General features: G+C 67.1%; 14 protein-coding genes. 13 read left to right on the forward strand and 1 reads right to left on the reverse strand.

Annotated features, from left to right (window positions below; translation table 11 throughout):
• The first annotated feature begins 6 nt into the window (after positions 1 to 6).
• From NG697_RS03010 to NG697_RS03030, 5 genes are all read left to right on the forward strand, one after another.
• Positions 7 to 1,167: a class I SAM-dependent methyltransferase gene (locus NG697_RS03010; protein ID WP_252613594.1), complete on the forward strand. Its 1,161-nt coding sequence runs from the start codon at positions 7 to 9 to the stop codon at positions 1,165 to 1,167.
• Positions 1,168 to 1,350: 183 nt separating this feature from the next.
• Positions 1,351 to 2,553 (forward strand): ROK family transcriptional regulator, encoded by a 1,203-nt coding sequence (locus NG697_RS03015; protein WP_252613595.1) that lies wholly within the window; start codon positions 1,351 to 1,353, stop codon positions 2,551 to 2,553.
• Between the two features lie 108 nt (positions 2,554 to 2,661).
• Positions 2,662 to 4,014 carry an extracellular solute-binding protein gene (locus tag NG697_RS03020; RefSeq protein WP_252613596.1) on the forward strand — a complete coding sequence of 451 codons (1,353 nt, stop codon included), beginning with the start codon at positions 2,662 to 2,664 and terminating at the stop codon, positions 4,012 to 4,014.
• A gap of 96 nt (positions 4,015 to 4,110) precedes the next feature.
• Positions 4,111 to 4,935 carry a carbohydrate ABC transporter permease gene (locus tag NG697_RS03025; protein ID WP_308293071.1) on the forward strand — a complete coding sequence of 275 codons (825 nt, stop codon included), beginning with the start codon at positions 4,111 to 4,113 and terminating at the stop codon, positions 4,933 to 4,935.
• Positions 4,932 to 5,816, forward strand: a complete 885-nt coding sequence (locus tag NG697_RS03030) for a carbohydrate ABC transporter permease (RefSeq protein ID WP_374209880.1) — start codon at positions 4,932 to 4,934, stop codon at positions 5,814 to 5,816. The genes NG697_RS03025 and NG697_RS03030 overlap by 4 nt, the downstream gene beginning before the upstream one ends.
• A gap of 31 nt (positions 5,817 to 5,847) precedes the next feature.
• Here the strand turns inward: NG697_RS03030 and NG697_RS03035 are convergent, their stop codons facing one another.
• Positions 5,848 to 6,051, reverse strand: a complete 204-nt coding sequence (locus NG697_RS03035) for a hypothetical protein (RefSeq protein ID WP_056341538.1) — start codon at positions 6,049 to 6,051, stop codon at positions 5,848 to 5,850.
• Between the two features lie 155 nt (positions 6,052 to 6,206).
• On the opposite strand from NG697_RS03035, the gene NG697_RS03040 reads away from it, so the two are divergent.
• The 8 genes from NG697_RS03040 (at position 6,207) to metE (ending at position 15,006) form a co-directional block, all read left to right on the forward strand.
• Positions 6,207 to 7,214: an AAA family ATPase gene (locus NG697_RS03040; RefSeq protein WP_141140814.1), complete on the forward strand. Its 1,008-nt coding sequence runs from the start codon at positions 6,207 to 6,209 to the stop codon at positions 7,212 to 7,214.
• Positions 7,215 to 7,250: 36 nt separating this feature from the next.
• Positions 7,251 to 7,901 (forward strand): DUF58 domain-containing protein, encoded by a 651-nt coding sequence (locus NG697_RS03045; protein WP_445260447.1) that lies wholly within the window; start codon positions 7,251 to 7,253, stop codon positions 7,899 to 7,901.
• On the forward strand, positions 7,891 to 8,361 hold the full coding sequence (locus NG697_RS03050; protein WP_252613598.1) for a hypothetical protein: 471 nt from the start codon (positions 7,891 to 7,893) through the stop codon (positions 8,359 to 8,361). The genes NG697_RS03045 and NG697_RS03050 overlap by 11 nt, the downstream gene beginning before the upstream one ends.
• Complete coding sequence (locus tag NG697_RS03055; protein ID WP_252613599.1) at positions 8,352 to 9,395, forward strand: vWA domain-containing protein; 1,044 nt, start codon at positions 8,352 to 8,354, stop codon at positions 9,393 to 9,395. The genes NG697_RS03050 and NG697_RS03055 overlap by 10 nt, the downstream gene beginning before the upstream one ends.
• Positions 9,392 to 10,417: a vWA domain-containing protein gene (locus NG697_RS03060; protein ID WP_252613600.1), complete on the forward strand. Its 1,026-nt coding sequence runs from the start codon at positions 9,392 to 9,394 to the stop codon at positions 10,415 to 10,417. Before NG697_RS03055 ends, NG697_RS03060 begins: the two co-directional genes overlap by 4 nt.
• Before the next feature lie 101 nt (positions 10,418 to 10,518).
• On the forward strand, positions 10,519 to 11,268 hold the full coding sequence (locus tag NG697_RS03065) for a hypothetical protein (protein ID WP_252613601.1): 750 nt from the start codon (positions 10,519 to 10,521) through the stop codon (positions 11,266 to 11,268).
• Between the two features lie 376 nt (positions 11,269 to 11,644).
• Positions 11,645 to 12,610, forward strand: coding sequence for a methylenetetrahydrofolate reductase (locus NG697_RS03070; protein WP_104060810.1), 966 nt, complete (start codon positions 11,645 to 11,647; stop codon positions 12,608 to 12,610).
• Positions 12,611 to 12,666: 56 nt separating this feature from the next.
• Positions 12,667 to 15,006 carry a 5-methyltetrahydropteroyltriglutamate--homocysteine S-methyltransferase gene (gene metE / locus NG697_RS03075; protein WP_252613602.1) on the forward strand — a complete coding sequence of 780 codons (2,340 nt, stop codon included), beginning with the start codon at positions 12,667 to 12,669 and terminating at the stop codon, positions 15,004 to 15,006.
• Positions 15,007 to 15,024: the final 18 nt, after the last annotated feature.

A 15,024-nucleotide genomic window follows, 5' to 3' on the forward strand; every position in this document is an offset into this window, starting at 1 on the left:
GAACCAGTGGCACAGAACACTCTTGAGGACATCTTCGGCACGCTCCGGCGCCACCCGGATGTCGAAGCCCCGAACCTCCAGGCCTGGGACGCCACGGACCGGCAGCTGCTCGAAGCCGCCGCAGCGCGCACGGAACCGGGTACCCGGCTGGCAGTGATCGGCGACCGCTACGGTGCTCTCACCCTCGGTGCGCTGGGCACGCTGGGGGTCAGCCGGGTCCGTGTGCATGAGGATCTCATCACTGGGGAGCGCGCCCTGCGGAACAACGCTGCGGCTGTGGGGCTCGCAGCGGCGGATCCCGGAGCCATTGACGCCACCGGGTTCGAACAATTGCCGCTGGGGGAGGAGCTGCTGTCCGGCGCGGAGTTGGTGCTGCTTCAACTGCCGCGGACGCTGGCGGAGCTTGAAGAAATCGCAGCCGCCGTGGCGCGTTATGCCGCCCCTGGCGTGGTGCTGCTCGCCGGCGGGCGGATCAAACACATGTCCCTGGGAATGAACGCGGTCCTGGAACGCCACTTCGAGACGGTCCAGCCGCAGCTGGCGCGGCAGAAGTCCCGGATCATCCTGGCCAGCGGCGCCCGGCAAACTGAGACGCACGAGTGGAGTCCCGCCGTCGAACGCCTTGCCGAGCTGGACCTGGACGTTGCTGCGCACGGTGCCGTCTTTGCTGGAGCGAAACTGGACATCGGGACCAGGTTCCTCCTGACCTTCCTGCCGGAGATGCCTGAAGCCGGGCACGCCATCGATCTGGGCTGTGGCACCGGCATCCTGGCCGCCATGTACGCCCGCCAGAACCCGGCCTCAAGGGTCACGGCCACGGACCGGTCTGCCGCCGCCGTCGCGTCCGCCCGGGCCACGGCGCAGGCCAACGGCCTCGAGGAGAGGATTACCGCCCTCCAGGATGACGCCATGAGCACCCTCCCGGCCGGAAGCGCCGACCTGATCCTGCTGAATCCGCCCTTCCACCTGGGCGCCAGTGTGCATGCCGGGGCGGGCATTAAACTTTTCGAGGCGGCGGCCAGGGTCCTGGCGCCGGGCGGTGAGCTGTGGACGGTGTTCAACCGGCACTTGCAGTACCTCCCGGCGCTGGAGCGGCTGGTGGGTCCCACCACTGTGAGGGGCGGCAATCCAAAGTTCACGGTGGCGGTCAGCACCCGGCGGCCATAGGCGTGCCAGCACGGCAAGGTGGCGCCCCGGCCGCGGCGCGGCCTCACCTCCGGCTCTGGGCGTTGATCAGGAGGTAACGTACCATTCAGACATAATCATGAATACGCGGCCGAAAACCTAGGGGAGACCGTGCCAGAAATCCGCCAGTCCTCGGCGCCACGGCGCGGGACTAATCTTCCGCGCATGGGGGACTTCAACCTCACGGTCATCCTGGATGCCATCCGCCGGTCATCCGGGGGGCTCAGCCGCGTGGAGCTCGCCCAGATTGTGGGCCTCTCGCCGCAGACCATCTCCAACATCTCCCGCCGCCTGCTGGACCAGCACCTGATCGTCGAAGCGGGCAAAGAAGGCAGCGGCCCCGGCAAACCGCGCACCATGCTTCGCCTCAACCCGGGCGGAATGTATGCCATCGGCGTCCACCTGGACCCCGCCGTCACCACGTTCGTGGTCCTCGATCTTGTGGGCGCCGTTGTACAGCATTCACGGATTAGGACACCCGGCGGGAGTGATCCTGCAGCCGTTATATCCACCATGGCCACCGAGATCGAGCACCTCGTTGCCGAGTCCGGCGTGGACACCAGCCGGATCGCCGGCCTGGGCCTGGCCGCTCCGGGACCCATCGACCTGGACAACGGCACCGTGGTGGACCCGCCGCTGCTGCCGGGCTGGGACCGCGTGGAACTTCGGGACGCCCTGGCCAAAGCCACCGGCTATTCCGTCCTGGTGGATAAGGACGTCACCAGCGCCGCCGTCGCCGAGACATGGGCCGGCGGGCCCAGCGGCTCGGGCACTTTCATCTTTATGTACATGGGCACGGGTATCGGCTGCGGCATCGTCCTCAACGATGAGGTGGTCCGTGGAACATCAGGAAACGCCGGCGAGATCGGCCACATAGTGGTGGACCCTGATGGCCCGGTCTGCGACTGCGGACTGCGCGGCTGCGTTAAGTCCTCAGCCATCCCGCAGGTGCTCGTGGCGGAGGCCGTTGCCGCCGGCATCCTGGACGGCTCCGGCAAGCACACCAGCGGAGCCGAAGTGCAGCAGAGCTTCTCCCAGCTGTGCGACCTTGCCGATGCCGGCGATGCCAAGGCCCTGGCGATCATCGACAAGTCAGCCGTGCTGGTGGCCCGGGCCGTCTCGGTGGTCGCCAACACGCTGGATGTGGAGCGGGTTGTGTTCGGCGGGCCCTTCTGGAGCCGGATCGCTGACCGCTACCTGGAGAAGATCCCGGCGCTGATGGACGCCAACAGCGCGGCGCGCCTGATCCACACCATCGAGGTTGTCGGCACGGGCGTCGGTGAGGACGTGGGCGCCGTTGGAGCTGCCTGCCTTGTCCTGGAGCATACACTGGCGCCCCGGGCGCAGCGGCTTCTCCTGGAAGTCTGAACCGGGGCTCCTTGCCAGTGGCAGGAGCCCCATCTAGCATGTGGATATCGCCGCGGCTGGGGGCCCGCAGACACAGGGGACGGCAGCCATTGACCGAAATGGAGCATCATGCGTCGTCAGGCCCTTGGAATCACGTCACTCATTGCCGCCGCAGCCTTTGTGCTGACGGCATGTTCCCCCGCCGCCCCCGAAGCGGAGACCAAAACGCTGAAGGTGGTCTACCAAAAGACCGATTCCTTCACTGCCCTGGACACGCTCTTCCAGGCGGCCAAACAGGAGTTTGAGGCCGCCAACCAGGGCGTCACGGTGGCTCTGGAGCCCATCCAGGCGAACGACGACGACTACGGCACCAAGCTTGCCCTCGCTCTCCGTTCGCCCTCCACCGCCCCGGATGTCTTCTATGAGGACACCTTCAAGGTGCGTTCCGACGTCGACGCCGGGTACCTCCTGAAACTGGACAGCCACCTTGAGGGGTGGAAGGACTGGGATACCTTCGATGCTGGCGCCAAGGCCGCCGGCCTTGGGGACGACGGCGGCACGTACGCGGTCCCGCTGGGCACCGACACGCGAGCTATCTGGTACAACAAGAAGGTGCTCACCGCCGCAGGCGTCAGCGTCCCGTGGGAGCCCCGCACATGGCAGGACATCCTGGACACCGCCCGGAAAATCAAGGCCAGCGATCCCAGCGTGGTGCCGTTCAACATGTACGCCGGCAAGGCCTCCGGTGAAGGCACCGTGATGCAAAGCTTCTATGAGCTGCTCTACGGAACAGACTCCGAACTCTACGACGCCGACGCCAAGAAATGGGTGGTCGGTTCCCCCGGGTTCACCGACTCGTTGGGGTTCCTCAAGACCCTCTACGACGAAAAACTGGCCGTCTCCCCGGCGGAGGCCCTCGACGCGAATGTGTGGAAGAAGGTCTTCGGCGAGTGGCTGCCGCAGGGCAAGATGGGCGCCACTGTTGAGGGTTCCTATACGCCGTCCTTCTGGCAGAAGGGCGGCAGCTACGAATGGGCCGAGTACGGGCAGGACATGGGCGTGACGGCGTTCCCCACCCAGAACGGTCAGGCACCCGGCGGTGTCAGCATGTCCGGCGGCTGGACCCTGGCGGTAGGGGCGGAGACCAAAAACCCAGACCTCGCGTTTGAGTTCCTCGCCACGGCCCTGAACCAGAAGAATTCCCTGGCCTTCAACATCGCCAGCTCCCAGATCGCCGTGCGGAAGGACGTCGCCGCCGACGCCGGCTACCAGGCGGCCAACCCGTTTGTGAAGGACGTGTCCGAGCTTGTGGCCGTCACGCACTACCGGCCAGCCACGGCCGACTACCCGTGGATCTCCGCGGCCGTCCAGGAGGCCACGGAAGCTGTGATCACCGGGGCGAAATCCCCGGAGCAGGCGGCCGCCGACTATGACGCGGCGGTGAAGGGCATCGTGGGTGAGGCCAAGACCGTCGCCCAGTAGCCTGTGGCGGTTTCCCTCAGGAGTGACCGGTCCGGCAACCGGCGGCGTCGCCCCGGACTCCGGCGTCAGGCACGGCTGCTCCCCGTACTCCCGGCAGTGGTTCTGCTGCTGGTGTTTTTGGCCGGTCCCGTGCTGTGGGCCTTCCACGCGTCATTCACCAATGCAGCCCTGACCGGCCGCAATGCCCGCAGTCCCGGTTGGATCGGGCTCGACAACTACGCCAGGCTCCTGTCCGATCCGGTGTTGCCGCTCTCGCTTGGCCTGACCGTCCTGTTCGTGGGCGGCTCTGCTATCCTGGGCCAGAACCTGCTGGGGCTCACCCTCGCGGTACTGATGCGGCGGGCCCGCCGGACGGTGGCCGCCGTCGTCGGTACTGCGGTGGTGGCTGCGTGGGTGCTGCCCGAGATCGTGGCCGCCTTCGCCGCCTACGCGTATTTCAGCCGCGACGGGACCCTGAACCAGCTGCTGGGCGGGCTGGGGCTAGGGCAGACCGACTGGCTGTATTCGTTCCCGATGGTCGCCATTCTGCTTGCCAACATCTGGCGTGGCACGGCGTTCTCCATGCTCGTCTACCGCGCCGCGCTCAATGACATCCCCGGTGAGGTCACGGAGGCCGCGCTGATGGACGGTGCCGGGGGCTGGCAGCGGCTGGCCTTCATCACCATCCCCATGATCCGCGGCAGCATCGCCACCAACCTCATGCTCATCACTCTGCAGACGCTGGCGGTGTTCACCCTCATCTGGGTGATGACAGCGGGCGGTCCTGCCAACGCCAGCACCACGTTGCCGGTGCTGGCGTACCTGGAGGCCTTCAAGTTCGGCGACATCGGCTACGGCACGGCGGTGGCCTCGGTGCTGATCCTCATTGGCCTGGTGTTCGGTGCCGCCTACGTCCGGCTCCTGCGGGAGACCAAACCATGACGACGACGGCGGGGACCTCCGCGCGGGGGCAGCTCCGGTCCGGGACTGGCGCAGTTTCCCGCGCCCAGCAGCGTGCCCGGATGCCGGCGGACGTTTCCCTCATCCTGATCGGTGCCTGCTTTGTCCTGCCGCTGCTCTGGCTGGTGTTTGCGTCCCTTGATGCCTCCGCCGGGCATGAGACAAGGCTCCCCGGTAGGGTCTCCCTGGAAAACTTTGCCGCCATCATGACACCGGGGCTGCTGTTCCAGCCGCTTTGGAACAGCATGGTGCTGTCCGCCGGCACCGCAGCGGTGAACCTCGTGGCAGCCGTCCTGGCTGCCTACCCGCTGTCCCGATACCAGTCCAGGTTCAACAAGCCGTTTATGTACACCATCCTGTTTGGAACCTGCCTTCCCATCACGGCCATCATGGTGCCGGTGTACGGGTTGTTTGTGCAGCTTCAATTGCTGGATTCGATGCCCGCCACGATCTTTTTTATGGCCACCACCACGTTGCCCATGGCCGTCTGGATGACCAAGAACTTCATGGACGCGGTTCCGGTGTCGCTGGAGGAAGCAGCCTGGGTGGACGGTGCGTCAGGACTAACGGCGCTGCGGACCATCCTCCTGCCCCTGATGCGGCAGGGACTGGGTGTGGTGTTCATTTTTGTGTTCATCCAGGCCTGGGGGAACTTCTTCGTCCCGTTCGTCCTGCTCCTGTCCGAAGCCCGGCAGCCAGCGGCGGTGTCGATCTTCAGCTTCTTCGGACAGCACGGCGCAGTGGCGTACGGCCAGCTGGCCGCCTTCTCCATCCTGTATTCAGTCCCGGTGCTGGCTCTGTACGTCATCGTGGCCAGGGGCGCGGGGAGTTCCTTCGCGCTCTCGGGTGCGGTCAAGGTCTAGTGCTGCGCGGCTTGCGAAGCCGGCCGGAACCTCAGTCGATGTCCTCCACCACCACGCCGAAGGGGATGCTGTCATCGAGGTGGGCCTGGTGGCCGGTGGGACCCGCGTTGTAGGTAACCCGGACACCATGGGATTTGTCGGCAGCGGACTGCTGCAGAACAGGCTTGACGGCAAGGATGAACCGCTCGCTCTTGTCGGCGAGAAACTCTTTGTAACTGGCTGGAAGCTCACTCATGGCAAAAGAATAGACCTGCAGAGCCGCGATGGGGAGGGGTCTCCATTGCGGCCGGACCGGGAGGTGTCTTGGATAGGATGGCGGACGGAGTGCAGCCGCACGGCAGCACACCCGGGCTAACATCCGTAGACCACCAGCCATCAGGGGGAAATCCATTGCTTCAAACCAGTGCGCCCGCACGAATCGAACCGGCGGAACTGGCCCGTGCACAGCAGGTAGTGGCGAACATTTCCCGCAGCTTCGATGCCAAAGTGGTGGGCCAGGCACGGCTGCGTGAATCCCTGCTGGTGGGCCTGATGACCGGTGGGCACATCCTGCTGGAAAGCGTTCCGGGCCTGGCGAAGACCACCGCCGCCCAGACCGTGGCCGAAGCAGTCAGCGCAGAGTTCCGCCGGATACAGTGCACGCCGGACCTGCTCCCCAGCGACATCGTGGGCACGCAGATCTACGACGCCGCCAAGGGCACCTTCATCACGCAGCTGGGGCCGGTGCACGCCAACATCGTCCTGCTTGATGAGATCAACCGCTCCAGCGCCAAGACCCAAAGCGCCATGCTGGAGGCCATGCAGGAGCGGCAGACCTCCATCGGGGGAGAGGAGTACCGGCTGCCGTCCCCGTTTATGGTGCTGGCCACGCAGAACCCCATCGAGCAGGAAGGCACGTACCAGCTGCCGGAGGCGCAGATGGACCGCTTTATGCTCAAGGACGTGCTGGACTACCCCACGCCGGCCGAGGAAACGGAAATCATCCGCCGGATCGACGCCGGGGTCTTCAGCGCCGAGCAGAAGCCGGCGGCCGCCGCCTCACTGGACGCCGTCATCGGCGTCCAGGCTCTCGTGAAGCGGATCTATATCGACCCGGCCGTCATCAACTACATCGTGGGCCTGGTGTTCGTCACCCGGAACGCCGGGCAGTACATCGACCAGCGGCTCGCCGGCTTCATCGAGTTCGGCGCCAGCCCGCGCGCCAGCATTGCCTTCAGCCAGGCCGCCCGGGCAGTGGCACTTCTCAACGGCCGGGACCACGTGATCCCGGAGGACGTGAAGTCCCTCGCCCACCGTGTGCTCCGGCACCGCCTCATCCTGGGGTTCGACGCCGTCGCCGAGCAGGTGCCGGTGGAGACGATCATCGACGCGGTCGTGGCCTCCGTCCAGACTCCCTGAGCCAGCAGTGACCAGTCTCCTGCAGCGCGGACCGTCCTGCTGATTGCCGATACAGGCCGAGGCATGGCCGCAGAGTCCCGCGACGGCGAAACCAAAAAGGACATCGCCGTGATGGCATTCGGCGTGGTGGGCTACCTGGCGCACCGGCATGGCGACGTAGTGGGCCTGGTCTGCGGCGACCGTAACGGGACACGCTCCATCCCGGCCAAAGCCGGTGAGCCGCATCTGGAACGGCTCCTGCGCGAGGTTGACTCATCCACCTCCCTGGACTCTGGCCCCAGCAGGATCGAGGACCAGCTGGAGTACGTGGCCCGCAACGTCAAGGGCCGGTTCCTGCTGTTTGTGGTGTCCGACGAACATGCCGCCGGCCCCGACACGGAACAGCTGCTCCGCCGCCTCCGTGCCCAGCATGAGGTCCTCTGGCTCACCATCCGGGACGCTGACTTGGCCGGGGAAGGAAACACCGGCCAGGACGCCTTCAGCGTGGCAGACTCGTCGATGCTGCCAGCACACCTGGCAGCCTCCCCGGCAGTCGCGGCGGCCTATGCCAAGGCAACAGGGGAACGGGACGCCGCCCGGCAGGCCATGCTCCGCCGCGCCGGCATTACCCAAGGCCACATGACCGGCAGCAGTGCGGTCATGACGGAACTCTTCGCCCTCCTGGAAAGGCACCGGCGTGCAGGCTGACCCGGGCATCTACGGACCCCTCCAGTACAGCCAGGCGTGGCTGTGGACAGGGCTCGCCCTACTGGCAGCGGTCCTGGGCTGGTACGCGTTCGTTTTCCTGAGCACGCGCGAACCGAAGGTGCCGGAGCAGGCGCCCCGGTTCGCGCCGCCGTCGGACCTTGCGGGCCTCAAGGAGGCCTACCTGCAAAGGATCGACGCCGTCACGGCAGACGCCGCCGCCGGGCTGCTGACCGCACGGGAGGCGCACCAGGAACTTAGCCTGCTGGTCCGCCGGTTCGCCCGCGACGTCACCGGCATTGACGCCCCCAGGATGACCCTTGCGGAGCTGCACGGGCACCCGCTGCCCCCAGTGGCCGAGGCCGTCCGCAAGATCTACCCGGGCGAGTTCGGCCTGGAACCGCTGCCGCCGGTCACGCAATCGGCCGCGACTGCCCGCCAGGCGGTGCGGCAATGGAACTGATGTTCTGGTGGCTGATCCCTCCGGCGCTGGTCATCGCGGCCCTGGCAGGATGGCGCGCCTACCGCCCGGACCGCCACGCAAACGCTCGACGGCGGCCGGTGGCCAATGCGGACCGCCTCACCGCGCTGCCCGAATACCAGGCGGCCCTCCGGCGGCACCGCCGATGGCTGGCCGTAGCCGCTCTCGCAGCCACAACCTTGCTGGTCTCCGCGGTGGCCGCGGCGGCGCGTCCGGTGGAACTGACCACCATCCAGCCGGAGCAACGCAACCGGGACATCATGCTGTGCCTGGACACGTCGGGCTCCATGAGCAGCGCCGACGCGGCCGTGGTGCAGGTGTTTGCCGAACTGGCGAAGGAGTTCGACGGCGAACGGATCGGCCTCACCGTCTTCGACAGCAGCGCCGTCCAGGTCTTCCCCCTCACCGACGACTATGGGTATGTCCAGGAACAACTCCAGCTGGCCCAAAACGCGTTCGAGGGAAGCCCCGGCAGCGCGGGGTTCCTGGACGGCACCTGGAACGGCCGCGGATCGTCACTGATCGGCGACGGCCTGGCATCCTGCGTCAACGGGTTCCCGGACACCGGCGCCGCGGATGCACGCAGAGCGGAGACCGGCACGAGTGACACCGGCAACTCGGACGCCGGTCAGCGGCGCTCGCGGTCCATCGTCCTGGCAACGGACAACTACCTGTCCGGCGATCCCATCTTCACCCTGGAACAGGCGGCCGCCCTGGCCAAGGAGCGCGATGTGCGTGTTTACGCCCTGAACCCCGGCGACTTTGACTACGGACCCGGCCCCGGCCAGCCCGGAGCCAGGCTGCGCACAGCGGCCGAAGCCAGCGGTGGGGCGTACCACCAACTGGACAGCCCGGAGGCTGTGGCGGACATCGTCCATTCCGCGCAGGAAACCGAAGCCACGGCCATGAAGGGAGCACCCCGGGCCGTGGTCTCGGACCGGCCTGAGCTGCCGCTCACGCTGGCACTCCTGTCCGGCCTGGTACTGGCGGGCGCGTCGTGGAGGCTCCGGCCATGACACTGCAACCGATCCTTCCCTGGTGGGTTATGGTCCCGCTCATCGCCGCGGCCGTGCTGTTTCTGGTCTGGCGTCTCGTCCAAGCGTCGCGGGTGCACTCTGCCGGTACACGCCGCGACTGGCTGTTCAGGAGCGCCCTGGTGCTGCTGCTCCTGGCCGCGGCGCTCCGGCCGGGTGTTCCCGGCGGAAGCTCCCAGGCCGCGGCGGCGGATGTCAACGTTTTCTTTGTGGTGGACACCAGCAGCAGCATCGCTGCCGAAGACTACGGCGACGGCTCGCCCCGGCTGGACGGGGTGCGGCAGGACATCATGGCCATCGCGGGTGAACTGGCCGGGGCCCGCTTTTCGCTCCTGACGTTCGACAGCAACGCCATTGTCCGGATGCCCCTCACCACCGACGCCACCGCCCTGGACGCCAGCGTGTCCGTCCTGCATCCGCAGGTCACGGCATTTTCGAAGGGCAGCAGCGTCACCGCTGCCGGAACCTTGCTGGCGGAGCGGCTGCGCGCCGCGCGGGACAGCCATCCCGAACGGGCGTGCCTGGTCTACTACCTGGGCGACGGGGAACAGACCAGCGCCAAGGCGCCGGCGGCGATCAGGCTCGCCGGCGGCCTGGTGGACGGCGGCGCGGTGCTCGGCTACGGCACGGCGGACGGCGGCCGGATGAAGGAGAACACGGGTCAGGGTTCGGGGCAGGACGCCGGCGCAGGCTACATCCAGGACCGGTCGTCCGGAACAGGCAAGGATGCTCTATCGGTCATCGACGAAGGCCGCCTGCAAGGGATTGCCGGTCAGCTGGGGGTGCCCTATGTCCACCGTTCGGCCGGTGACCCGGTGGCGCCGATGATGCAGGCCGCTGATCCCGGGGACTTCCAATGGGCACCGGCGGATGGCGGCGTTGCCGGCCGGACCGAGCTGTACTGGCTCCTCGCCGCTGGAGTGTTCCTGCTGGCTCTCCGCGAAACTTTCCTGGTGCTGCGCCAATGGCGGCAGCTCCGGCCCGGAGCGGGAGTTCGAACATGATGCGGCCACCGCCAACGCCAACGCCAACGCCAACGCCAACGCCAACTCCAACGCCCACGCCGGCACCCTTGGAACCGGCACCGCAGAAACAGGCACCGCCGGTGACCTCGCGGGACCGGCGGGAGCGACGCCGTCGGCTGTGGTGGTGGTCTGCGCTGCCCGCACTCCTGGTCCTGTGCCTGGCCGCGAAGATGCTCAGCGTGGGCATCCTCGCCGACACTGCTGCCCGGTCCTTCGCGGCCGGGGACTCCGGCAGCGTGGCGGATGCTGCGGGCGGACTGAGGACCGCCAATTTCATCGAGCCGCACAAGGCGCCGTTCGCCGAGGGTGACGGCCTGTTCCTCGCCGGGGACTTCGCTGGTGCCCGCCAACGTTTCGAGGAAGCACTGTCCCTGGCGGGCCCGGCCGACGAGTGCGTCGTCCGGGTCAACCTGGCCCTCACCATCGAACGCCTCGGTGACGCCGAGGCCAAAACAGAAGATCCGACGGCGGCGGCCCGGCTGTTCGCCGAAGGCGTTGCGGTGGTGGAGGCTGCTCCGGAGGGCTGCTTTGCCTCCGGCGCGGATGCCGGCGCTGATGCCAGCGCCGAATCCGGCGCGGGGGAGCAACTGAAACAGGCGGCGGAGCGGCTGCAGCAAAAGGCCGATGCAGCGGCTGCGGACAACACCACCCCGCAACCGCCGGAAGCGCCTGGGCAGGACGCGCTTCCGGCGGATCCGGGCCAGCAGAGCCAGCTTGAGCAGCTCAGGGACAGCGCCAGGGAAGCCCAAAGCGAGCGGAATTCCGGGCAGGAGCGGGACGAGTACCTCCGGGACGATGGCTTCGGGCCGGGTGTTGACCGGCCCTGGTAACAGGCCAAGGCAGCGGCGGGTCTGCAGTATGCCCCGATGAATCCGTTGACCAATATGGCGAACAAAATTCTGCACCAATGCGAAACACGCCGTAAAGCTGCGTCTTAATTCGGCAGTGGACTTGAAGGGTGCCCCGCGGGCTCCTAGAGTTCTATACAAGTTACCGAGGTAACGTGTCAGCGATCCTCCGATTGTGGAGGGTGTGGGTGCCCCCATGTGGGCCTGACATTTGCTCACGGACAACTTCATTACAGGCGTAACAGTCGCGGCTGCGTCCCTGTGGAGTTTTTCGTGTTCCCAAACTCAAATTCATTCCCGGCTTCACCGTCACATTTGCTGACCGGTAGCCGGCAATGGCCCAAAGCCAAGGACGCAAATGTCACCGCCAAGCCTTATTGAAACGCATCCGAACCTCACCGAGACTGCCCCCGTGGCACTCTCGTACGAGCTCTTCCCGCCCCGCTCGCCGGCCGCGGCCGAGTCGCTCTGGACCACCATCCGGGAACTGGAAACCACCGAGCCGGACTATGTCTCCGTCACATACGGTGCCAGTGGCTCGAACCGGGACACCGCCGTCGAACTCATCAACAGGCTCCTCCTGGAAACCACGCTCCGGCCCCTCGCCCACCTCACCTGCGTGGGCAACACGCCGGAGGAACTGGCGGAGATCATCGGCGACCTCCTGGACACCGGCGTCCGGGGCATCCTGGCCCTCCGGGGCGACCAGCCCAAGGACGGCGCACCGCTCGCCGCAGGGTCACTGCGGTATGCGCAGGACCTGATCGAACTCATCCGGCGGGTTGAACAGCGGCGGTCGGCCCTGCTGTGTGCAGGCAAGATCGCCGTGGGCGTCGCCGCGTACCCCACCCGGCACCCGGAATCACCCAGTGAAGCCCACGACGTCGAGGTGCTGCTCGCCAAGCAGCGTTCCGGCGCCGACTTTGCCATCACCCAGGTCTTCTTCCATACCGAGCAGTACGCGAACCTCATCAGCCGCGCACGCCGGGCCGGGGTCACCATCCCCATCATCCCGGGCGTTATGCCGCTCACCAGCCTGCGCCGGGTCACACGGCTCGGCGAACTGACCGGCGTTGAACCGGCACCGGAACTCCTGGCCCGCCTTGCCGCCGCGGACACTGATTCCGAACGACTCCGGATCGGTGTCCGGGCCACGGTGGACCTGGCCAACGCGGCCCTCGAGGCCGGAGCGCCGGGCATCCACATCTACACCTTCAACGAACACCAGAGCGCGCTGGAGGTGCTGGACAAACTGGCACTTCCGCGCCAGTCCCGTTCAGCTGGCCGCCGCAGCGCCACCCTCCGGCGCCAGCTCGCCAGCTGACCTTCCAACATCCGCCAGACCATTCACAGTTTCCACTAACACTCAAGGAATCTCCCATGACTGAACAGAACACCCCCGCCACTCCGTTCCCGGCCGCGTCACTCCTCGGCTACCCGCGCATCGGCCGCCGCCGCGAGCTCAAAAAGGCCGTCGAAGCCTACTGGGCCGGCAAGATCGACGCTGCTGCCCTGGACGCCGCCGCCAAGGGCATCCAGCTGACCATTGCCAAGCGCCTGCAGGAACTGGGCCTCACCGAAGCCGCCGCTGTTCCGGGCACGTTCTCCTACTACGACCAGGTCCTGGACGCCACCGCCCACCTCGGCGCTGTCCCTGCCCGCTTCGGCAAGCTCCTCAACGCCGCAGGCCAGCTCGACATCGACGGCTACTTCACCCTGGCCCGAGGCACCAAGGACCAGCAGCCGCTGGAAATGACCAAGTGGTTCGACACGAACTACCACTACCTCGTTCCGGAGATTGGCCCGGAGACCGAGTTCACCCTCGCCTCCAACCGCATCGTTGAGGAATTCGAGTTCGCCCTGGCCAACGGCATCGAGACCCGCCCGTACATCGTTGGCCCGGTCACCTACCTGCTGCTCTCCAAGGCTTCGGATGAAGCCCCCGCAGGCTTCGCTCCGCTGTCCCGCCTCGAAGACGTCCTGCCGGTCTACGTGCAGCTGCTCGAGAAGCTCGCCGCCGCAGGCGCCAGCTGGATCCAGCTGGACGAGCCCGCCCTGGTTGTTGACCAGGACACCCCGGCCGCCGAAATCGAAGCAGCCGTTGCCCGCGCTTACGAAGTCCTCTCCGGTGCGGCCAAGGGCCCGCAGATCCTTGTCTCCACCCCGTACGGCGCCCTCGATGGCCAGCTGGGCACACTTGCCGCCACCAACATCGACGCCCTGCACATCGACGCCTTCAAGGGCGCGGTCCCGTCCGCAGCGGCCCTGGCCGGCCTTGGCAACAAGACCCTGGTTGCCGGCGTCGTTGACGGCCACAACATCTGGCGCAACGACCTGGCCGTCGCCGCCGCCAAGCTGGACGAACTGAAGGCTGCCGCCGGCCGGATCGCCGTCAGCACCTCCACCTCCACCCAGCACGTCCCGCACGACGTCACCGAAGAAGGCCAGCTCTCCGACGAGCTGCGCAGCTGGCTTGCGTTCGCCGACCAGAAAGCCGTGGAAGTCAAGACCCTCGCGTCCTACCTGGCCGACCCGGCCTCCGCCAAAGCAGCCATCGACGAGGCATCCGCCGTCATCGCAGCCCGCGCCATCGCCGAAGGCGTCCGCCGCGACGACGTCCGGGCCCGCACCGAGGCCCTGACCGCAGCGGACTTCAGCCGCTCCGCCTACGCAGTCCGCGAAGCCGCCCAGGAAGAGGCCCTGCACCTCCCGCCGCTGCCCACCACCACCATCGGCTCCTTCCCGCAGACGTCCGAAATCCGCTCGGCGCGAGCCCGCAACAACAAGGGCGACCTCACCAACGAGCAGTACGAGCAGCTCATGAAGGACGAGATCAAGCGCGTTGTTGAGCTGCAGGAAGAGCTCGGCTACGACGTCCTGGTGCACGGCGAGCCCGAGCGCAACGACATGGTCCAGTACTTCGCCGAGAACCTCGAAGGCTTCGACGTCACGGTCCACGGCTGGGTCCAGTCCTACGGCTCACGCTGCACCCGCCCGTCCATCCTCTGGGGCGACGTCACCCGCAGCGCCCCCATCACCGTGGCCTGGGCCGAGTACGCCCAGTCGCTGACCAGCAAGCCGATGAAGGGCATGCTCACCGGTCCGGTCACCATCCTGGCCTGGTCCTTCGTCCGCGATGACCAGCCGCTGGGCGAGACCGCCAACCAGGTTGGCCTGGCCCTCCGCGACGAAATCGCGGACCTCGAGGCTGCCGGCATCAAGGTCATCCAGGTGGACGAGCCCGCACTGCGCGAGCTCCTGCCGCTGCGCAAGGCAGACCACGCCACCTACCTGAAGTGGTCAGTGGATTCCTTCCGCCTGGCCACGGCCGGTGCGGCCGACGCCACGCAGATCCACACGCACCTCTGCTACTCGGAGTTCGGCGTGATCATCGACGCCATTGACGGCCTCGACGCAGACGTCACTTCCATCGAAGCGGCACGGTCGCGCATGGAGGTAGTCCACGACCTCGAGTCCCACGGCTTCGGCCGCGGCGTTGGTCCGGGCGTCTACGACATCCACTCGCCGCGTGTTCCGGGCGAAGCCGAGGTCACTGAACTCCTGGCCACCGCCGTCAAGCACGTCCCGTCCCGCCAGCTCTGGGTCAACCCGGACTGCGGCCTGAAGACCCGCGGCTACGCCGAGACCGAAGAGTCCCTGCGCAACCTGGTCAAGGCCACCAAGACGGTCCGCGCCGGCCTGCTGGAGTCCGCGAAGTAACCCACCGCATTAACGCCG

It is taken from the genome of Pseudarthrobacter raffinosi (genome assembly GCF_023913835.1).
In the GTDB taxonomy this organism is placed as follows: domain Bacteria; phylum Actinomycetota; class Actinomycetes; order Actinomycetales; family Micrococcaceae; genus Arthrobacter; species Arthrobacter raffinosi.